At 64.9% G+C, this 14,931-nt stretch carries 13 protein-coding genes; 5 read left to right on the top strand and 8 right to left on the bottom strand.

Features of this window, described 5'->3' with window-relative positions; translation table 11 throughout:
- Positions 1–14: 14 nt before the first annotated feature.
- A complete protein-coding gene (locus tag P9230_RS09290) occupies positions 15–1,271 on the bottom strand; it encodes a D-amino acid dehydrogenase (RefSeq protein WP_278118576.1) in 1,257 nt (418 codons plus the stop codon).
- Between the two features lie 181 nt (positions 1,272–1,452).
- Positions 1,453–2,448, bottom strand: a complete 996-nt coding sequence (galE, locus tag P9230_RS09285; protein ID WP_095777447.1) for a UDP-glucose 4-epimerase GalE — start codon at positions 2,446–2,448, stop codon at positions 1,453–1,455.
- A 280-nt stretch (positions 2,449–2,728) separates the two neighbouring features.
- Here galE and hemA point away from each other — a divergent pair, with 280 nt between their 5' ends.
- Entirely contained in the window at positions 2,729–4,006 is a 1,278-nt protein-coding gene (gene hemA, locus P9230_RS09280; protein WP_278118573.1) for a 5-aminolevulinate synthase, read from the top strand.
- 11 nt (positions 4,007–4,017) lie between these two features.
- Here hemA and P9230_RS09275 read toward each other — a convergent pair whose 3' ends face one another.
- The gene (locus tag P9230_RS09275; protein WP_278113210.1) at positions 4,018–5,184 is read right to left on the bottom strand and encodes a pyridoxal phosphate-dependent aminotransferase; all 1,167 of its coding nucleotides are present in this window, start codon (positions 5,182–5,184) and stop codon (positions 4,018–4,020) included.
- 104 nt (positions 5,185–5,288) lie between these two features.
- Positions 5,289–5,711 (bottom strand): large conductance mechanosensitive channel protein MscL, encoded by a 423-nt coding sequence (gene mscL / locus P9230_RS09270; protein WP_278118571.1) that lies wholly within the window; start codon positions 5,709–5,711, stop codon positions 5,289–5,291.
- 250 nt (positions 5,712–5,961) lie between these two features.
- Here mscL and P9230_RS09265 point away from each other — a divergent pair, with 250 nt between their 5' ends.
- Positions 5,962–9,447 (top strand): PAS domain-containing hybrid sensor histidine kinase/response regulator, encoded by a 3,486-nt coding sequence (locus P9230_RS09265; protein ID WP_278118569.1) that lies wholly within the window; start codon positions 5,962–5,964, stop codon positions 9,445–9,447.
- On the opposite strand, the gene P9230_RS09260 is transcribed toward P9230_RS09265, so the two are convergent.
- Together P9230_RS09260 and P9230_RS09255 are read right to left on the bottom strand one after the other, a co-directional pair.
- Positions 9,448–10,107 (bottom strand): response regulator transcription factor, encoded by a 660-nt coding sequence (locus P9230_RS09260; protein WP_066996819.1) that lies wholly within the window; start codon positions 10,105–10,107, stop codon positions 9,448–9,450. It abuts the gene before it with no gap.
- A gap of 121 nt (positions 10,108–10,228) precedes the next feature.
- Positions 10,229–10,666 (bottom strand): hypothetical protein, encoded by a 438-nt coding sequence (locus tag P9230_RS09255; protein WP_066996874.1) that lies wholly within the window; start codon positions 10,664–10,666, stop codon positions 10,229–10,231.
- A gap of 110 nt (positions 10,667–10,776) precedes the next feature.
- Between P9230_RS09255 and P9230_RS09250 the strand changes: the two genes are divergently transcribed.
- The gene (locus P9230_RS09250; RefSeq protein WP_127242854.1) at positions 10,777–11,124 is read left to right on the top strand and encodes a DUF952 domain-containing protein; all 348 of its coding nucleotides are present in this window, start codon (positions 10,777–10,779) and stop codon (positions 11,122–11,124) included.
- On the top strand, positions 11,121–12,200 hold the full coding sequence (locus P9230_RS09245; RefSeq protein WP_278118567.1) for a quinone-dependent dihydroorotate dehydrogenase: 1,080 nt from the start codon (positions 11,121–11,123) through the stop codon (positions 12,198–12,200). Before P9230_RS09250 ends, P9230_RS09245 begins: the two co-directional genes overlap by 4 nt.
- Here P9230_RS09245 and P9230_RS09240 read toward each other — a convergent pair.
- On the bottom strand, positions 12,193–13,533 hold the full coding sequence (locus tag P9230_RS09240) for an MATE family efflux transporter (RefSeq protein WP_278118565.1): 1,341 nt from the start codon (positions 13,531–13,533) through the stop codon (positions 12,193–12,195). The two genes, P9230_RS09245 and P9230_RS09240, sit on opposite strands and share 8 nt — an antisense overlap.
- Positions 13,534–13,656: 123 nt before the next feature.
- On the opposite strand from P9230_RS09240, the gene P9230_RS09235 reads away from it, so the two are divergent.
- Entirely contained in the window at positions 13,657–14,595 is a 939-nt protein-coding gene (locus P9230_RS09235) for a histone deacetylase (protein WP_278086299.1), read from the top strand.
- Here P9230_RS09235 and P9230_RS09230 read toward each other — a convergent pair.
- Complete coding sequence (locus P9230_RS09230; protein WP_127324734.1) at positions 14,570–14,833, bottom strand: DUF6460 domain-containing protein; 264 nt, start codon at positions 14,831–14,833, stop codon at positions 14,570–14,572. The two genes, P9230_RS09235 and P9230_RS09230, sit on opposite strands and share 26 nt — an antisense overlap.
- Between the last annotated feature and the right edge of the window lie 98 nt (positions 14,834–14,931).

Genomic DNA, 14,931 nt, shown 5'->3' with positions numbered 1-14,931 from the left:
GCGCACCGAACGTCTCAGCCCGATGTCGCGTAAAGCAACCCTTGCGGATCGATCTCGGGCTTGCGGCCGGCGACGAGGTCGGACAGGAATTTTCCCGAGCCGCAAGCCATGGTCCAGCCGAGATGGCCGTGGCCGGTGTCGAGATAGAGGTTGCGGTATTTCGCCTGACCGAAGATGGGCACGGAACTCGGCATCATCGGCCTCAGGCCTGCCCAAAGCAGCGCCTTCTTCTCGTCGAAGGCGCCCGGGAACAGGTCCTTGCCGGTTTCCAGGATGGTTCTGAAATCACGCGGCTTGAAGCTGCGATCGAAGCCTATGAATTCCGCCGTCGAGGACATCCGCAGCCGGTTGCCCAGCCTCGAATAGCCGATCAGCCGGTCCTCGTCGGCGCCGCCCATGGTCGGGCCCTTGCTCTCGTCCTCGAGCGGGACGGTCACGGTGTAGCCCTTCACCGGGTAGACGGGCAGGTCGATGCCGTAGCGGCGGCCGAACAGGCCGCTTTCGGCTCCCATCGAGATGACGACGGCGTCGCCCGCAACCGGTCCGGCCGAGGTCATCACGGCTCGCACCCGGTCGCCCTCGATGTCGAGGCCCTCGATTGTCGTGCCGAACAGGAACCTGACGCCGAGCTTCTCGGCCGCATAGGCGGCGAGCTTGTCGACGAATTGCTTGGAATCGCCGGTCTGGTCGATTGGAGAATAGATGCCGCCGGCGATCTTGTCCTTCACGCTGGCAAGGCCCGGCTCCAGCTCGGCCAAGCGGTCGCGGCCGACGATCTCGATCGGCAGGCCGCGCTCGCCGAGGTAGCGGTAATTGTCGGTGCCGGTGTCGAAGCTTTTCTGCGAGCGGAAGAAGTAGAGGATGCCTTTCTTGCGTTCGTCGTAATGGATGCCGGTCGCCTCCGAGAGCGCATTGATGCAGTCGCGCGAATAGAGCGCGAGCTTCAGCTTGACGTCGGTGTTGGCGCGCAGGCGCGCTACGGTGCACTCGCGCAGGAAGCGCAGGCTCCAGGCATAGAAATACGGATCGAGGCGCAGCCGGACCTTGATGCCGAGGTCATGGTTCCAGAGCGCGCGCAGAAAGGTCTTGAGCGCCGCCGGCGAGGCCCAGGCGGTGGCGTCGCCCGGCGAGACCAGGCCGGCGTTCGACTGGCTGGTGCCGCGCGCCGCTGCCTCATGGCGCTCGATCACCGTCACCTCATGACCGTCTTTAGCCAGATAGTGGGCGGCCGCCGTGCCAATCACGCCGGCGCCGAGCACCAAGACCTTCATGCCGTCCCTCAAGGCTCATTCCAACAGTGCGCCTTCGGCACACCACCGCATGAGCCTCAATACCGCGTCTAAACTCGCCGGACGAGCCCTTGGCCCAACAGGTCAGTCTCATTACGCAATTCCGGGACGAAGGCTACGGCGAAGTCGCCGAACCCAACCGCTACACACTTTCCTGAACTGCTTAGTTTCGAACGGAGTTCTTGGTCGTCAGGATGCGTTCCCAGGCCAGCGCATCCTTGACGATCTGGTCGAGATCGTCGCGCTGCGGCGTCCAGCCGAACTCCTTGCGGGCAAGGTCGGAATTGGCGACCACGGCGGCGGCGTCGCCCGGCCGTCGCGCACCCATGCGAACGTCGAAATCATGGCCGAAGGCGCGGCGCACGCTGTCGATCACTTCCAGCACCGAATAGCCGTGGCTGTAGCCGCAATTGGCGACGAGGCTCTCCCCGCCATCGCGCAGCCGCTGCAGTGCCAACCGGTGCGCCGCCGCCAGATCGCTGACATGGATGTAGTCGCGGATGCAGGTGCCGTCCGGTGTCGGATAGTCCTTGCCGAAGACCTGCATGAATGGCCGCTTGCCGAGGGCCGTCTCGCAGGCGACCTTGATCAGATGCGTGGCGCCGGGCGTCGACTGTCCGGTGCGGCCCTTGGGATCGGCGCCGGCGACATTGAAATAGCGCAGCGCCGTGTAGCGGATGTCGTGCGCAATCGCGGCATCGCGCAGCATCCACTCGCTCATCAGCTTGGAGAGGCCGTAAGGCGATTCCGGCGCCAGCCGGGCATCCTCGCGCACCGGCTCCAGCCCGGCGCCGCCATAGACGGCTGCGGTGGACGAGAAGATGAAATGCGGCACGCCCTCGCGCACGGCGGTTTCGATGAGCGCGCGCGTCTTGCAGGTGTTGTTCTCGTAATAGCCGAGCGGATCGGCGACCGATTCCGGCACCACGATCGAGCCGGCGAAATGGATGATGGCGTCGACCTTGTTTTCCCGGATGATCCGGCCGACCAGATCGCGATCGGCGACGTCGCCGACGACGAGCTTCGCCTCCGGCGCCACCGCCCATTCGAAGCCGGTGGAAAGCCTGTCGAGCACGACGACGCTTTCGCCGGCGTCCAAAAGCTCCCAGACCATGTGGCTGCCGATATAGCCGGCACCGCCCGTCACCAAAACCGTCATCGCTTACCTCGCTGATCAAGATTATCGGAAACTGTCTCAACAGCCGCCGTGCTGGAAACCCCGCCGTAAGCCCATTAGCCTCCCATTTTAGTGTTAAGTCTGTAACAGTTCCGCCTGCCCGAGGCATCGTACCGAAACAAAGCTGGTTCACATCCCCGGGAATAGGCCATGATCCGGCATCGTTAGGAACAGGCGCGGGGCGTGGCATTTTGACCGGTGCGGCGCGGTGGACGTAATATAGGCCCGTGACTATGATCCGGCGCAAAATTGGGAAGCCGACATGAACTACCAGCGGTTCTTCGAAGACGCGATCGACCAGCTCCATGCCGAGCGGCGCTACCGCGTTTTCGCCGACCTCGAGCGCATCGTGGGCAAGTTTCCACGCGCCATCTGGCGCTCCAACGGTCGCGCCCAGGAAATCACCGTCTGGTGCTCCAACGACTATCTCGGCATGGGCCAGAATCCGGACGTCATCGCCGCCTTCCAGAACGCGGCAGGCCGGATGGGCTCGGGCGCTGGCGGCACCCGCAACATTTCCGGCACGTCCAACCCGCTGGTCGAGCTGGAGCATGAGCTCGCCGACCTGCACGACAAAGAGGCGGCGCTGGTCTTCACCTCCGGTTTCGTTTCCAACGAAGCCTCGATCTCGACCATCGCCAGGCTCTTGCCCAACTGCCTGCTCATCTCGGACGAGTTGAACCATGCCTCGATGATCGAAGGCGTGCGGCGTTCCGGGGCCGAGAAGAAGATCTTCCGCCACAACGACGTTGCGCATCTGGAAAGCCTGCTGCAGGCGGCAGGACGCGAGCGCGCCAAGCTGATCGTCTTCGAAAGCGTCTATTCGATGGACGGCGACATCGCGCCGATCAAGCAGATCGTCGAGCTCGCCGAGCGCTACAACGCCCTGACCTATATCGACGAGGTTCATGCTGTCGGCATGTACGGTGCGCGCGGCGGCGGCATCACCGAGCGCGAGGGTCTTGCCGACCGCATCGACATCATCGAGGGGACGCTGGCCAAGGCCTTCGGCACGCTGGGCGGCTACATCACCGGCACGAGCGCTGTGATCGACGCGGTGCGCTCCTATGCGCCGGGCTTCATCTTCACCACCGCGCTGCCGCCCGCGATCGCGGCGGCCGCCACCACCTCGATCAGGCATCTGAAGCGCTCGCAGGCCGAGCGCGACGCCCAGCTGCGCCAGGCAGCGCGGGCCAAGCAGGTGCTTGCCGCGGCCGGGCTGCCGGTGATGGAATCGGCCACCCATATCGTGCCGGTGCTGGTCGGCGATCCCGAGCTTTGCAAGATGGCGAGCGACCGCCTGCTCGGCGTCCACGGCATCTACATCCAGCCGATCAACTATCCGACGGTGCCGCGCGGCACCGAACGGCTGCGCATCACGCCCACCCCGTTCCATTCGGACGCGCTGATCGCCGAACTGCAGGACGCGCTGGTCGAGACCTGGGATGCGCTCGGCATCCCCTATGCCGCCTCCGGCCGTCCGGCCGTCGCCAAGAGCGACCGGGTTATTCCACTCCTGGTGCCGAAGTCAGGCGGCTGAAGCCGCCCGTCTCACACCGTCTTCATCCATTTCGCCAGGCGATTTGCCGCTTCCTCGAGCTGATCGAGGCGGCGGTGGAAGCATAGCCTGAGGAAGGCCTCCCCGCCGGGGCCGAAGGCCGTGCCGGGCGCCAGCCCGACATTGGCGTTGTCGACGATGTCGAAGGCGGCGGCGCGGGAATCGGTGATGCCGTCGACGGTGAAGAACAGGTAGAACGCACCTTGCGGCACGGTGAAGCGCGCCTTGCCGGTGGCAGCCAGGATGTCGCAGACCAGATCGCGCGCCGCACGTGCCCGCTCCACCTGCTCGACGATAAAGCCGTCACCCTTGTCGAGGGCCGCAACCGCGCCGCGCTGCATGAACTGGGCGACGCCCGAGGTCGAATACTGGATCAGGTTCTCGAACACCTGCTGCAGCGCCGGATGCGTCTTGATCCAGCCGACTCGCCAGCCGGTCATCGCCCAGTTCTTGGAGAAGCTGTTGACGAACAGGATGCGGTCTTCCGCCGTTGCGATATCGAGGAAAGACGGCGCGCGGCCGTGGCCATAGTGGAACAGCGCATAGATCTCGTCGGCGATGATCCAAAGCTTCTTCGTGCGGGCCAGATCGAGGATCGCTTGAAGCGTTTCCTTGTCGGCTGTCCAGCCGGTCGGGTTCGAGGGGGTATTGATGAACAGCGCCTTGGTACGCGGCGTGATGGCGGCTGCAATCTTGTCGACATCGCAGGACCAGCCATTCCCGGACTGGTCGAGCGTGACCGGCACGGGAACAGCGCCGGCGACACCGGCGGCGGCAGCGAAATTCGGCCACGCCGGCGAGAGATAGACGACCTCGTCGCCGCTGCCGGCGATCGCGTCGATGGCCAGTTGAATGGCATGCATGCCCGAGCCGGTGACGATGAATTCTTCCTCGGCGAAGCGCTGGCCGAAATGCCTGGCATAGTAGCGGGCGAGCGCCTGCCTGAGCTCGGGAATGCCCTTCTGCCAGGTGTAGAAGGTCTCGCCATTGGCGAGGCCGCCTGCGGCGGCATCGCTGATGAAGGAAGGCGTCGGCAGGTCGCCCTCTCCGGCCCAGAGCGGGATCAGGCCTTCGCGCAAGCGGCCGTGATTGACGACGGCGACAATGCCGCTTTCGGGGGCAGCACGGGCTTCGGCGCGCAAGGTCTCAATCAGGGTCATGGACAAAATCCGTGCTCGTTTTGCTGCGCTCTTACCAGATCACCGAACAGAAAACCCCAGCCGCAAGCGGCCGGGGTTTTGGTCCAGCGAGAACGTTGGATGCGTTATTTCCTGGCGAGCAGGTCGCGGATTTCGGTCAGAAGCTGGACATCCGCCGGCGGCGGCGCCGCGGCAGGCGCGGGCTTCTCTCGCTCCAGCCGCCTGCGCAGATTGTTCACCGCCTTGACCATCAGGAAAATGATGAAGGCGAGGATCAGAAAATTCAGCACGACGGTGATGAAGCTGCCATAAGCGAAAACGGCGCCCTCTTTCTTGGCTTCGGCCAGCGTGGCCGAGTGGACATTGGAGGACAGCCCAAAGAAGTAATTGTTGAAGTCAAGCCCGCCGGAAATCGCGCCGATGATCGGCATGATGATGTCGCCGACCAGCGAATCGACGATCTTGCCGAAGGCGGCGCCGATGATGACGGCGACGGCCAAGTCCATCACATTGCCCTTGGAGATGAATTCCTGGAATTCTTTCAGCATCCGACCCTCCTTGCCATAACGGGCCGCGCTGCCGCCCCGGCTCTCCGGCGCCGGCCCCGAAGCCACAATAACAAAAACCCCCAGTTGCAAAACCGGAAAAAGGGCGGAGCCGCCGGTTTGTGCCTAACCGGTTCGCGCTTCTGGGCGTCACCAAGCACCTATGCGCCGAAAGCCGCGGTGGACTTGGCGTCAATGCTGTGGTTGCGTTTGATAACCGGACGAGCAGCCGGTCAGGAAGGAAGTTCGAACCGTGCAAGGCTGGTTCGTCGTCATCATCGCGATCGCCTATGTGACGCTGCTTTTTGCCATCGCCAGCGTCGGCGACCGGCGCTCCGTGGCAGCCGGACTCGGCCGCGCACGGCCCTCCATTTATGCGCTCAGCCTCGCCATCTACTGCACCTCCTGGACCTTCTTCGGCTCGGTCGGGCTCTCCTCCGAGCGGGGTCTCGAATTCCTCGGCATCTACACCGGCCCGGTGCTGGTCTTCGTGTTCGGCTTCCCGCTGCTCAACCGCATCGTCCGGCTGGCAAAGAGCGAAAAGATCACCTCGATTGCGGACTTTCTCGGCGCCCGCTACGGCAAGAGTTTTGCCGTCGCGGCGATCGCGACCCTGATCGCCACGGTCGGCGCCGTGCCCTATATCGCGCTGCAGCTCAAGGCGATCTCCGGCTCGGTCAGCCTGATGATCGAGCACTATACGGGATCGCCGCCTTCCTTTGATCCTTTTGTAAGCGACATCTCGCTGGTGGTGGCGATGCTGCTGGCGCTGTTTGCGGTCCTGTTCGGCACCCGCCACGCCGACGCCACCGAGCACCAGGACGGGCTGGTGCTGGCGGTCGCGGTCGAGACGGTGGTCAAGCTCGCCGCCTTCCTCGCCATAGGCCTTATGGTCACGTTTCTCATCTTCGGCGGCCCCGGCGACATGCTGGCGACGCTCGGGGCGAATGCCGAGGTGCGCCAGGCGATGGGCTACAACACGTCCTTGGTCACCTGGCTTGTGCTGACGACCTTGAGCGGCTTCGCCATCCTGATGCTGCCGCGCCAATTCTACGTCACCATCGTCGAGAATCGCAGCGAGGCCGAGCTGCGCACCGCGACCTGGGTGTTTCCGCTCTATCTCGTGGCGATCAACCTCTTCGTCCTGCCGATCGCCTTTGCCGGGCTGTCGCTGGTCAGCGCAAGGACCAGCAGCGACCTCTACGTCCTGTCGCTGCCGCTTTTCAGCGGCCACGACGTGCTGGCGATGATCGCCTTCATCGGCGGCCTGTCGGCGGCCACCGCCATGGTCATCGTCGAGAGCGTGGCGCTGTCGATCATGATTTCCAACGATCTCGTCATCCCGCTGTTCGTGCGTCGATTGCTCAAGACCACTTCTTCGGAGAACGAAGACTGGTCGACGCTGATCCTGAACGTTCGGCGAGCGTCGATTTTCATCATGCTGTTCATCGCCTTCCTCTATTACCGCGAGAGCACCAACAGCGCGCGGCTGTCCTCGATCGGGCTGATGTCCTTCGCAGCGATCGCGCAATTCGCGCCCGCCCTGATCGGCGGGCTGATCTGGCGCCGCGCCAATGGCCGGGGCGCCGCGCTCGGCATGGTCGCCGGCATCGCGGTCTGGGGTTACACGCTGCTGCTCCCTTCGCTCGTCGGTCCCGGCTCCGACTTTGTCGTCCATGGACTGTTCGGCTTCGAGGCGCTGAGACCCCAGGCGCTGTTCGGCACCCTCGGCGAGCCGCTGAACCACGGCGTGCTGTGGAGCCTGTCAGTCAACACGCTGTTCTTCGTGATGGGTTCGCTGTCCCGCGCATCGGTGCCGCTGGAGCGCATCCAGGCGGCGATCTTCGTGCCGCGCGAGGCGGGGCCGATGCCAAGCCTGCGCCGCTTCCGCACCGCGGTCACGGTCAATGACCTCAAGGATACGATTTCCCGCTATCTCGGCGTCGAGCGCACCGAGCGCTCCTTCCAGTCCTTCGAGAAGAACGCGAACGTCTCCCTGCACGGCAAGGAACAGGCCAGCATGGACGTCATCCGTTTCTCGGAGCAGTTGCTGGCGAGCGCCGTCGGGTCGTCGTCGGCGCGGCTGATCCTGTCGCTGCTGTTCCGCCGCAACGACCGCGACTCCAAGGATGCCTTCCGGCTGCTCGACGACGCCACCGAGGCGCTGCAGCACAACCGCGACCTGCTGCAGATCGCGCTCGACCAGATGGAGCAGGGCATCACCGTCTTCGACCGGGATTTGCGGCTGATCTGCTGGAACCGGCAATACCGGGCGCTGTTCGATCTGCCTGACGAGATGGGCCAAGTGGGCGTGTCGCTCGACCAGATCCTGCGGCATCTGGCCGAGCGCGGCGATATCGCCGCCGACCAGCGGGTGACGATGCTCAACCGGCTGACCAGCTTCGTCGGTCCTTGGCAGATGGAGCTCAGGACCAGCGGCCGCATCCTGGAGCTGCGTTCCAACCCGATGCCCGACGGCGGCATCGTCGCCACCTATGCCGACATTTCCGGCCGCGTCGAGCAGGACCTGGCGCTGAAGCGGGCCAATGAATCGCTGGAGCAGCGGGTCAGGAGCCGCACCGCCGAGCTCACCCGCGTCAACGAGGAGCTGGCGCAGGCGCAGATGCTTGCCGAGGAGGCCAATCTCAGCAAGACGCGCTTCCTCGCCTCCGCGGGCCACGACATCCTGCAGCCGCTCAACGCCGCCAGGCTCTATTGCTCCTCGCTGATCGAAAAGGCCGGCAAGGGGCCCGCCGGCAGGGCCGCGACCAACATTGAATCCTCACTGGAATCGGTCGAGACCATCCTCGGCGCGGTGCTCGACATATCGCGGCTCGACGCCGGCGCGTTGAAGCCCGAGGACACCGCCTTCAGCCTCGGCGGGCTGCTTGGCCAGATCGGCAACGATTTTCGCCCGCTCGCCGCCGAAAAGAAGCTCGGCCTGAAAATCATGCCGTCGTCGCTCGGCGTGATGACCGACCGCAATTTGCTTCGCCGGCTGATCCAGAACCTCGTTTCCAATGCGATCAAATACACGCGCGAAGGCCGCATATTGGTCGGCGTGAGAAGGCGCGGCGAGCTGGCCGAGATCCAGGTGATCGACACCGGCATCGGCATTGCCGCCGACAAGCTGAACACCGTCTTCCACGAATTCACCCGGTTGGACGAGGGCGCGCGCGAGGCCGAGGGCCTTGGCCTTGGCCTTTCCATCGTCGACCGCATCGCCAGGGTTCTCAGGCTCGAAATCCGCATCTTCTCCAACCCCGGCAAGGGGACGCGTTTTTCCGTCATCCTGCCGGTCGCCGAGATCGCGGCGCCGCCGCGCGAGACGGGAAAGGCGCCCGCGCGCGCGCCATCCTCACTTGCCGGACTCAATGTGCTGTGCATCGACAATGACGCGCGAATCCTCGACGGCATGCGACTGCTGCTCGAAGGCTGGGGCTGCAGCGTCGAGACCGCTTCGGGATCGCAGGACCTGATGCGCCCGGGTGCGGCAAGGCCGGATGTGGTGCTCGCCGACTATCATCTCGACGGCGGTACCGGGCTCGACGCCATCGCCAGGCTGCGCGCCACCTACGGCAAGGATCTGCCCTGCGTGCTGGTCACCGCAGACCGCTCCAGCGAGGTGCGCACTGCTGCTGGTCTGCTTGATGTGCCGGTGATCAACAAGCCGCTGAAGCCTGCCGTGCTGCGCTCGATGATGGCAAGGGTCAGGGCACTGGCGCCCGCGGCGGAATGATCAGCTCACCGGCTGCAGCGGGTCGCCGCCGATCTTGGAAAGCTGGATGACCGCCTGGGTGCGGCTGTCGACGCCGAGCTTCTGCAATATAGCCGAAACATGCGCCTTGATGGTGGCTTCGGAGACGCCGAGCTCATAGGCGATCTGCTTGTTGAGCAGGCCTTCGGCCAACATGCCGAGCACCCTCGTCTGCTGCGGCGTCAGCGCCTGCAGGCGCTTGATCAGATCGGAAATCTCCGGGTCGCGCTCGACGCCGAGCTCGATGCCGGCGGGTGCTGCGATATCGCCGGCAAGCACAGTCAGGACGGCGCTGCGTATCTCCTCCATGCTTGCCGATTTGGAGATGAAGCCGGACGCGCCGAGATCGAGCGCGCGGCGGATGGTGGCTGGATCGTCATGAGCCGACACCACCACCAGCGGCACCGAGGCATGGATGCCGCGCAGCGAGATCAGTCCGGACAGGCCGCTGGCGCCCGGCATCGACAGATCGAGCAGCACCATGTCGATGTCTTCATTGGCGACGACCAGCGCCTTGGCGCTTTCGAAATCGCCGGCCTCATGGATGGCGGCGACATCGCCTATGCCGGCGAGCGCTTCCTTTAGTGCGCCGCGAAACAGCGGATGGTCGTCGGCAATGACGAAAGTGTGGCCCGACGGCAAATACTCCTCCCCGGATCCCATTGCTGATTGTGTGCTTTCTTAAGGGATCGGAACGATTATGCGGCGGCGCGGCGCGTTTTCAAGCAGCAAAGGCCGCGCGCGCAGGCTTTTTCCCGGGAGCTCAGGTCTTTTGCGGGCTGGGCTTCGTGCCACCGTCGCCTTCCTGCCTGTCGATGTCCTTGACGATATCCATGAAGCTGCGGAAGAAGCGCTCCATGTAGCTCATCGTCTTGTTGAAATCCTCCTCGCTCGGCAGTTGGGACTCCAGCCGGGCCGAGAGCGAGTTCTCGAGCTTCGCGACGCGCTCGTCGAGTGCCTTCACCGTGCTCTGCAGCCGGTCGATCTCGTCCTGGAAGGCGGAGCGCTCGTCGGCGGCCAACTTGCAGACGAGCTGGCCGGAGCGCTCCTCGCAGATCGACATGGCGCCGGTCTGGGTGTCCATGCGGACATAGCCGTTGGCGGACTTTTCGAGCCGATAGCGGTCCGTCTCCTCGGAATAGGCCGATGCGGCGACCAGCGAGCAAAGCGCCGCCGGGATTAGAATGTGCTGCAGACGCATGTTATCCTCCATGAGCCGTTGTGCGAACAATATCACAGGTTTGCGCCGGAAATGGGGAAGAGTTCGCAAGCACCCTTTCCCCCATGTATCGTTCGGACTATAGCGCGCCAATGTCTCAGTTTATCTACAAGATCGCGCCTGAAGCCATGTGGAGCGAAGCGGAACGGAACGGCCGCTTCACCGGGGCGCCGATCGACATCGCCGACGGCTTCATCCACTTTTCCACCGCAACTCAAGTGCGCGAGACGGCGGCCAAGCATTTCGCCGGCCAGGCGGACCTGCTTCTCATCGCTGTCGACGCGGCAAAGCTGGGCGACGCGCTGAAATACGAGGTGTCGCGCGGCGGCGCCCTGTTCCCGCATCTCTACGCCGCGCTCGCCCTCGACGCCGTGCTCTGGGTGAAGCCGTTGCCGCTCGGCGCCGACGGCCACGAATTCCCGCCGCTGGAGGACGAATGAGCGTGCTCGACCGGATCGGCCAAAAGCTGCTTTTCTCGTTCGACCCGGAAACGGCGCATGGCCTGTCGATCGCGGCTTTGCGCTGCGGCCTGCCGGCCGCCTCGCCTCCCCCGCGCGACGCGCGGCTCGAGGTCAGCGTCTGCGGGCTCGATTTTCCGAACCCTCTCGGCATGGCGGCCGGCTATGACAAGAACGCCGAAGTGCCGGACGCGCTGCTCAAACTCGGCTTCGGCTTCGCCGAGGTCGGCACCATCACGCCGCTGCCGCAACCCGGCAATCCGAGGCCGCGCATCTTCCGGCTGACCGCCGACGAAGCGGTGATCAATCGGCTGGGCTTCAACAATGAAGGGCATGCGGCCGCCGAAAGACGGGTTGCCGCGCGCAAAGGGCGGCCGGGTATTGTCGGCGTCAACATCGGCGCCAACAAGGACAGCGCCGACCGCATTGCCGACTATGAGCGCGGCGTCGCCCGCTTCGCGGCTCATGCCAGTTATCTGACGGTCAACATCTCCTCGCCCAACACGCCGGGCCTGCGCAACATGCAGGCGCGCGAGCAACTGGGCGAACTCCTGTCGCGCGTGGTGGCGGCGCGCGCGGCTGCGTCGGTTCAGCCGCCCATCTTCCTCAAGATCGCGCCGGACCTCGTTGAAGCGGAACTGGAAGACATCGCCGCCGAAGTCGTCGAGAAAAAGATCGACGGGGTTGTCGTCTCCAACACGACGCTTGCCCGGGTCGGGTTGCGCAGCGCGAGTCTGGCCGGCGAAGCCGGCGGGCTGTCAGGCAAGCCGCTTTTCGAGCGCTCGACGGCGGTACTCGCCCGGATGCGCAAGCTGCTCGGCCCACAAGCGACGATCGTCGGGGTCGGCGGCGTCGACTCGGCGGAAACCGCGCTGGAGAAGATCCGCGCCGGCGCCGATCTCGTCCAGCTCTATACCGGCATGATCTATGCCGGCCCGGCGCTGCCCGGCCGCATCGTTGCCGGCATGGCGCGGTTTGTGGAGCGCGAGCGGCTTGGCTCGATCCAGGATTTGCGCGACTCGGCTTGCGAGCGCTGGGCTTCAAAGCCGATCAGCTGAACGCCGTGCGCATCCTGAGCCTCAGCACCGCAAGCAGGCTGAAACCCCGCACCAGCAAAAAGACGTGCAGCGCGGCCCATAGGCCGTTGTTGCCGAAGGCGGGCGCCAGCGTGATCAGCGCCGCGGCGAAGGCCAGGAAGGACAGGAGCATCATGTTGCGCATGTCGCGCGACCAGGTGGCGCCGATGAAGACGCCGTCCATCTGGAAGGCGAGCACACCGCTCAGCGCGGTGAAGGCGGCCCAGGGCAGATAAATGTCGGCGACCGCGCGGACCTCCGGAGCGGTTGTCACCATCGCCACCAGCTGTGCGCCGGCCGTCAGCAGAATAAGACTGGCGACCGCCGCCAGGCCAACGCCCCAGATCAGCGTCAGCCGGACGGCTTGCCGGAAAGGAGCGGCCGCATGCGCGCCGATGGCGCGGCCTGCCAATTGCTCGGCTGCGGTGGCAAAGCCGTCCAGGAAATAGCCGGCGACGAGGAAGAAGTTCATCAGCACGGCATTGGCGGCGAGCGTCACCGTGCCAAACTGCGCGCCCTGCCTGGTGAACAGCGCGAAGGCGGCAAGCAGCGAGAAGGAACGGATCATGATATCGCGGTTGAGCGACAGCATGCGCCGATAAGCCGGCAGGTCGAGGATGCGCCGGCGCGACGGCCGCTCCAGCTTGCGGAACCGCCTCAGCACGATGGCAAGGCCGAGCAGCATGGCCAGGAACTCGCCGGTGACGGTCGCCCAGGCAACGCCCGCCACGCCCCAGCCGAGCTCGAGGCCGAGCAGGAAGCAGAGCAGGATGTTGATGCCGTTGAGCACGGCCTGCAACATCAGCCCTATCCCGCCCTCGCCACGCCCCAGAACGTAGCCCAAAATGGCGTAGTTGATGAGCGAGAAGGGCGCGGCAATGAGCCTGATGCGGATATAGACCGACATCGCCGCGCTGACACGCGGCTCGGCGCCCATGAACCACTGGCCGCCTATCGCAAACAGCGGCGCAAGTGCTGCAAGCACCACGCCGGCGACGACCGCGATCAGCACGGCCCGCCAGAGCACCGCCTGCTCCTCCAGCGGATCGCCGCGTCCGAAAGCCTGAGCGACGAGGCCGGTGGTGCCGGAGCGCAGGAAGTTGAAGGTGGTGAAGACGACGTCGAAGACCAGCGCGCCTGCCGCCAATCCGCCGAGAAGAGCCGCATCGCCGAACTGCCCGATCACCGCGGTGTCGACGATGCCGAGCAGCGGCGTCGTCAGATAGGCAAGGGTCATCGGCACAGCGATCGCCAGCACCGACCGGTTGGTGACGATGAAGGTCCCGGCGTTGATGTGGGTCGCACCCTTGTCCAAGGATTGCTGCCTTGCTCATTGCGGCTTGCTAGAACGGCCGATGTGCCCCAGTTTGCCGCTGCCGCGCAATCGCCATCGGGTGACGGCCAACCGAATTCCAGCTCTGGCGCAGGCCGCCCCATCATGCCTTTGCAGATCGTCCACCATCCCGACTACGACGCCGGCTTTGCCGTCAATCACCGCTTTCCGATGAGCAAATATCCGTTGCTGATGGAGGCTTTGCACAGCCGCGGGCTGGCAGCAGCGGGAGCGCTTTCGATGCCGGAACGGGCGCCGGCGGCGTGGCTCAAGCTCGCGCACGAGGCCGGCTATGTCGACGAGGTGCTCGCTTGCGAGGTACCTGAAAAGATCGAGCGCGAGATCGGCTTCCCGGTCAGCCAGCGCGTGTCATTGAGAGCGCAGCTAGCAACGGCAGGCACGGTGCTGGCGGCGCGGCTGGCGCTGAAACACGGCATAGCCTGCAACGCCGCCGGCGGTAGCCACCATGCCAGGCGTGCCCAAGGCGCGGGCTTCTGCACCTTCAACGACGTGGCCGTGGCTTCCCTGGTCCTGCTTGCGGAGGGCGCCGTCGAAAACATCCTGGTCGTCGATCTCGACGTGCATCAGGGCGACGGCACGGCGGACATTTTGAAGGATGAGCCGCGCGCCTTCACCTTTTCCATGCATGGCGAACGCAATTATCCGGCGCGCAAGATCGCCTCCGATGTCGATATCGCGCTGCCGGACGGCACCGGCGACGCTGCCTATCTCGACCGGCTCGGCGCCATTCTTCCAGAGCTTTGCGCAAGGCGGCGCTGGGACATCGTGTTCTACAATGCCGGCGTGGATGTCCATGCCAAGGACCGGCTTGGCCGGCTGACATTGACCGACAACGGCCTGCGCAGCCGCGAGGAGCTGGTCATCAGCTATTTCCGCAAGGCCGGCATCCCGCTATGCGGCGTCATCGGCGGCGGCTATTCGAGCGACGTGCCGGCGCTTGCCGCGCGCCACGCCATTCTGTTCGAGGTCGCGGCCGCGTATGCTGACGCTCGCCAGGCTACTTCCTGTAGCTCGCAATCCTGAGCAGGATAAAGGCGGGCACGACGATCGCGGCGCCGAGCAGGATATAGCCCAGGAAGCGGTCGAGAGTATGGAAGCCGAGGTTCCACAGGTCGATGAAGAACTGGCGGATGCCGTAGAGCACGTCCATCGGCGACCAGCCGAAAGCGTGCATGACGAGGCCGACGAGAAAGGAAACCACCAGCAGCTTCACAAGCACCCTGAGTGGCGTATCGCCGAGAAAGCGTGTCAGTGTGGACAAGGCCGTTCTCCGGTTCGAGCTGCCCGATTCGGGGGGCGACCTCAGAAATACGCACTCTGATACCCGGCATCAAGCCGAAGGCCGCGCGCGAAGCCATC

The sequence above is a fragment of the Mesorhizobium sp. WSM4887 genome (assembly GCF_029625865.1).
GTDB lineage: Bacteria > Pseudomonadota > Alphaproteobacteria > Rhizobiales > Rhizobiaceae > Mesorhizobium.
Note: the sequence above shows the minus strand (reverse complement) of the source record. Positions and strands in the feature narration are given on the sequence as shown.

Excerpts from the sequence above, each read along its gene's own strand:
- P9230_RS09290 (WP_278118576.1), bottom strand. The coding sequence starts at position 1,271 with ATGAAGGTCTTGGTGCTCGGCGCCGGCGTGATTGGCACGGCGGCCGCC.
- galE (WP_095777447.1), bottom strand. The coding sequence starts at position 2,448 with ATGACGGTTTTGGTGACGGGCGGTGCCGGCTATATCGGCAGCCACATG.
- hemA (WP_278118573.1), top strand. The coding sequence starts at position 2,729 with ATGAACTACCAGCGGTTCTTCGAAGACGCGATCGACCAGCTCCATGCC.
- P9230_RS09275 (WP_278113210.1), bottom strand. The coding sequence starts at position 5,184 with ATGACCCTGATTGAGACCTTGCGCGCCGAAGCCCGTGCTGCCCCCGAA.
- mscL (WP_278118571.1), bottom strand. The coding sequence starts at position 5,711 with ATGCTGAAAGAATTCCAGGAATTCATCTCCAAGGGCAATGTGATGGAC.
- P9230_RS09255 (WP_066996874.1), bottom strand. The coding sequence starts at position 10,666 with ATGCGTCTGCAGCACATTCTAATCCCGGCGGCGCTTTGCTCGCTGGTC.
- P9230_RS09250 (WP_127242854.1), top strand. The coding sequence starts at position 10,777 with ATGTCTCAGTTTATCTACAAGATCGCGCCTGAAGCCATGTGGAGCGAA.
- P9230_RS09245 (WP_278118567.1), top strand. The coding sequence starts at position 11,121 with ATGAGCGTGCTCGACCGGATCGGCCAAAAGCTGCTTTTCTCGTTCGAC.
- P9230_RS09235 (WP_278086299.1), top strand. The coding sequence starts at position 13,657 with ATGCCTTTGCAGATCGTCCACCATCCCGACTACGACGCCGGCTTTGCC.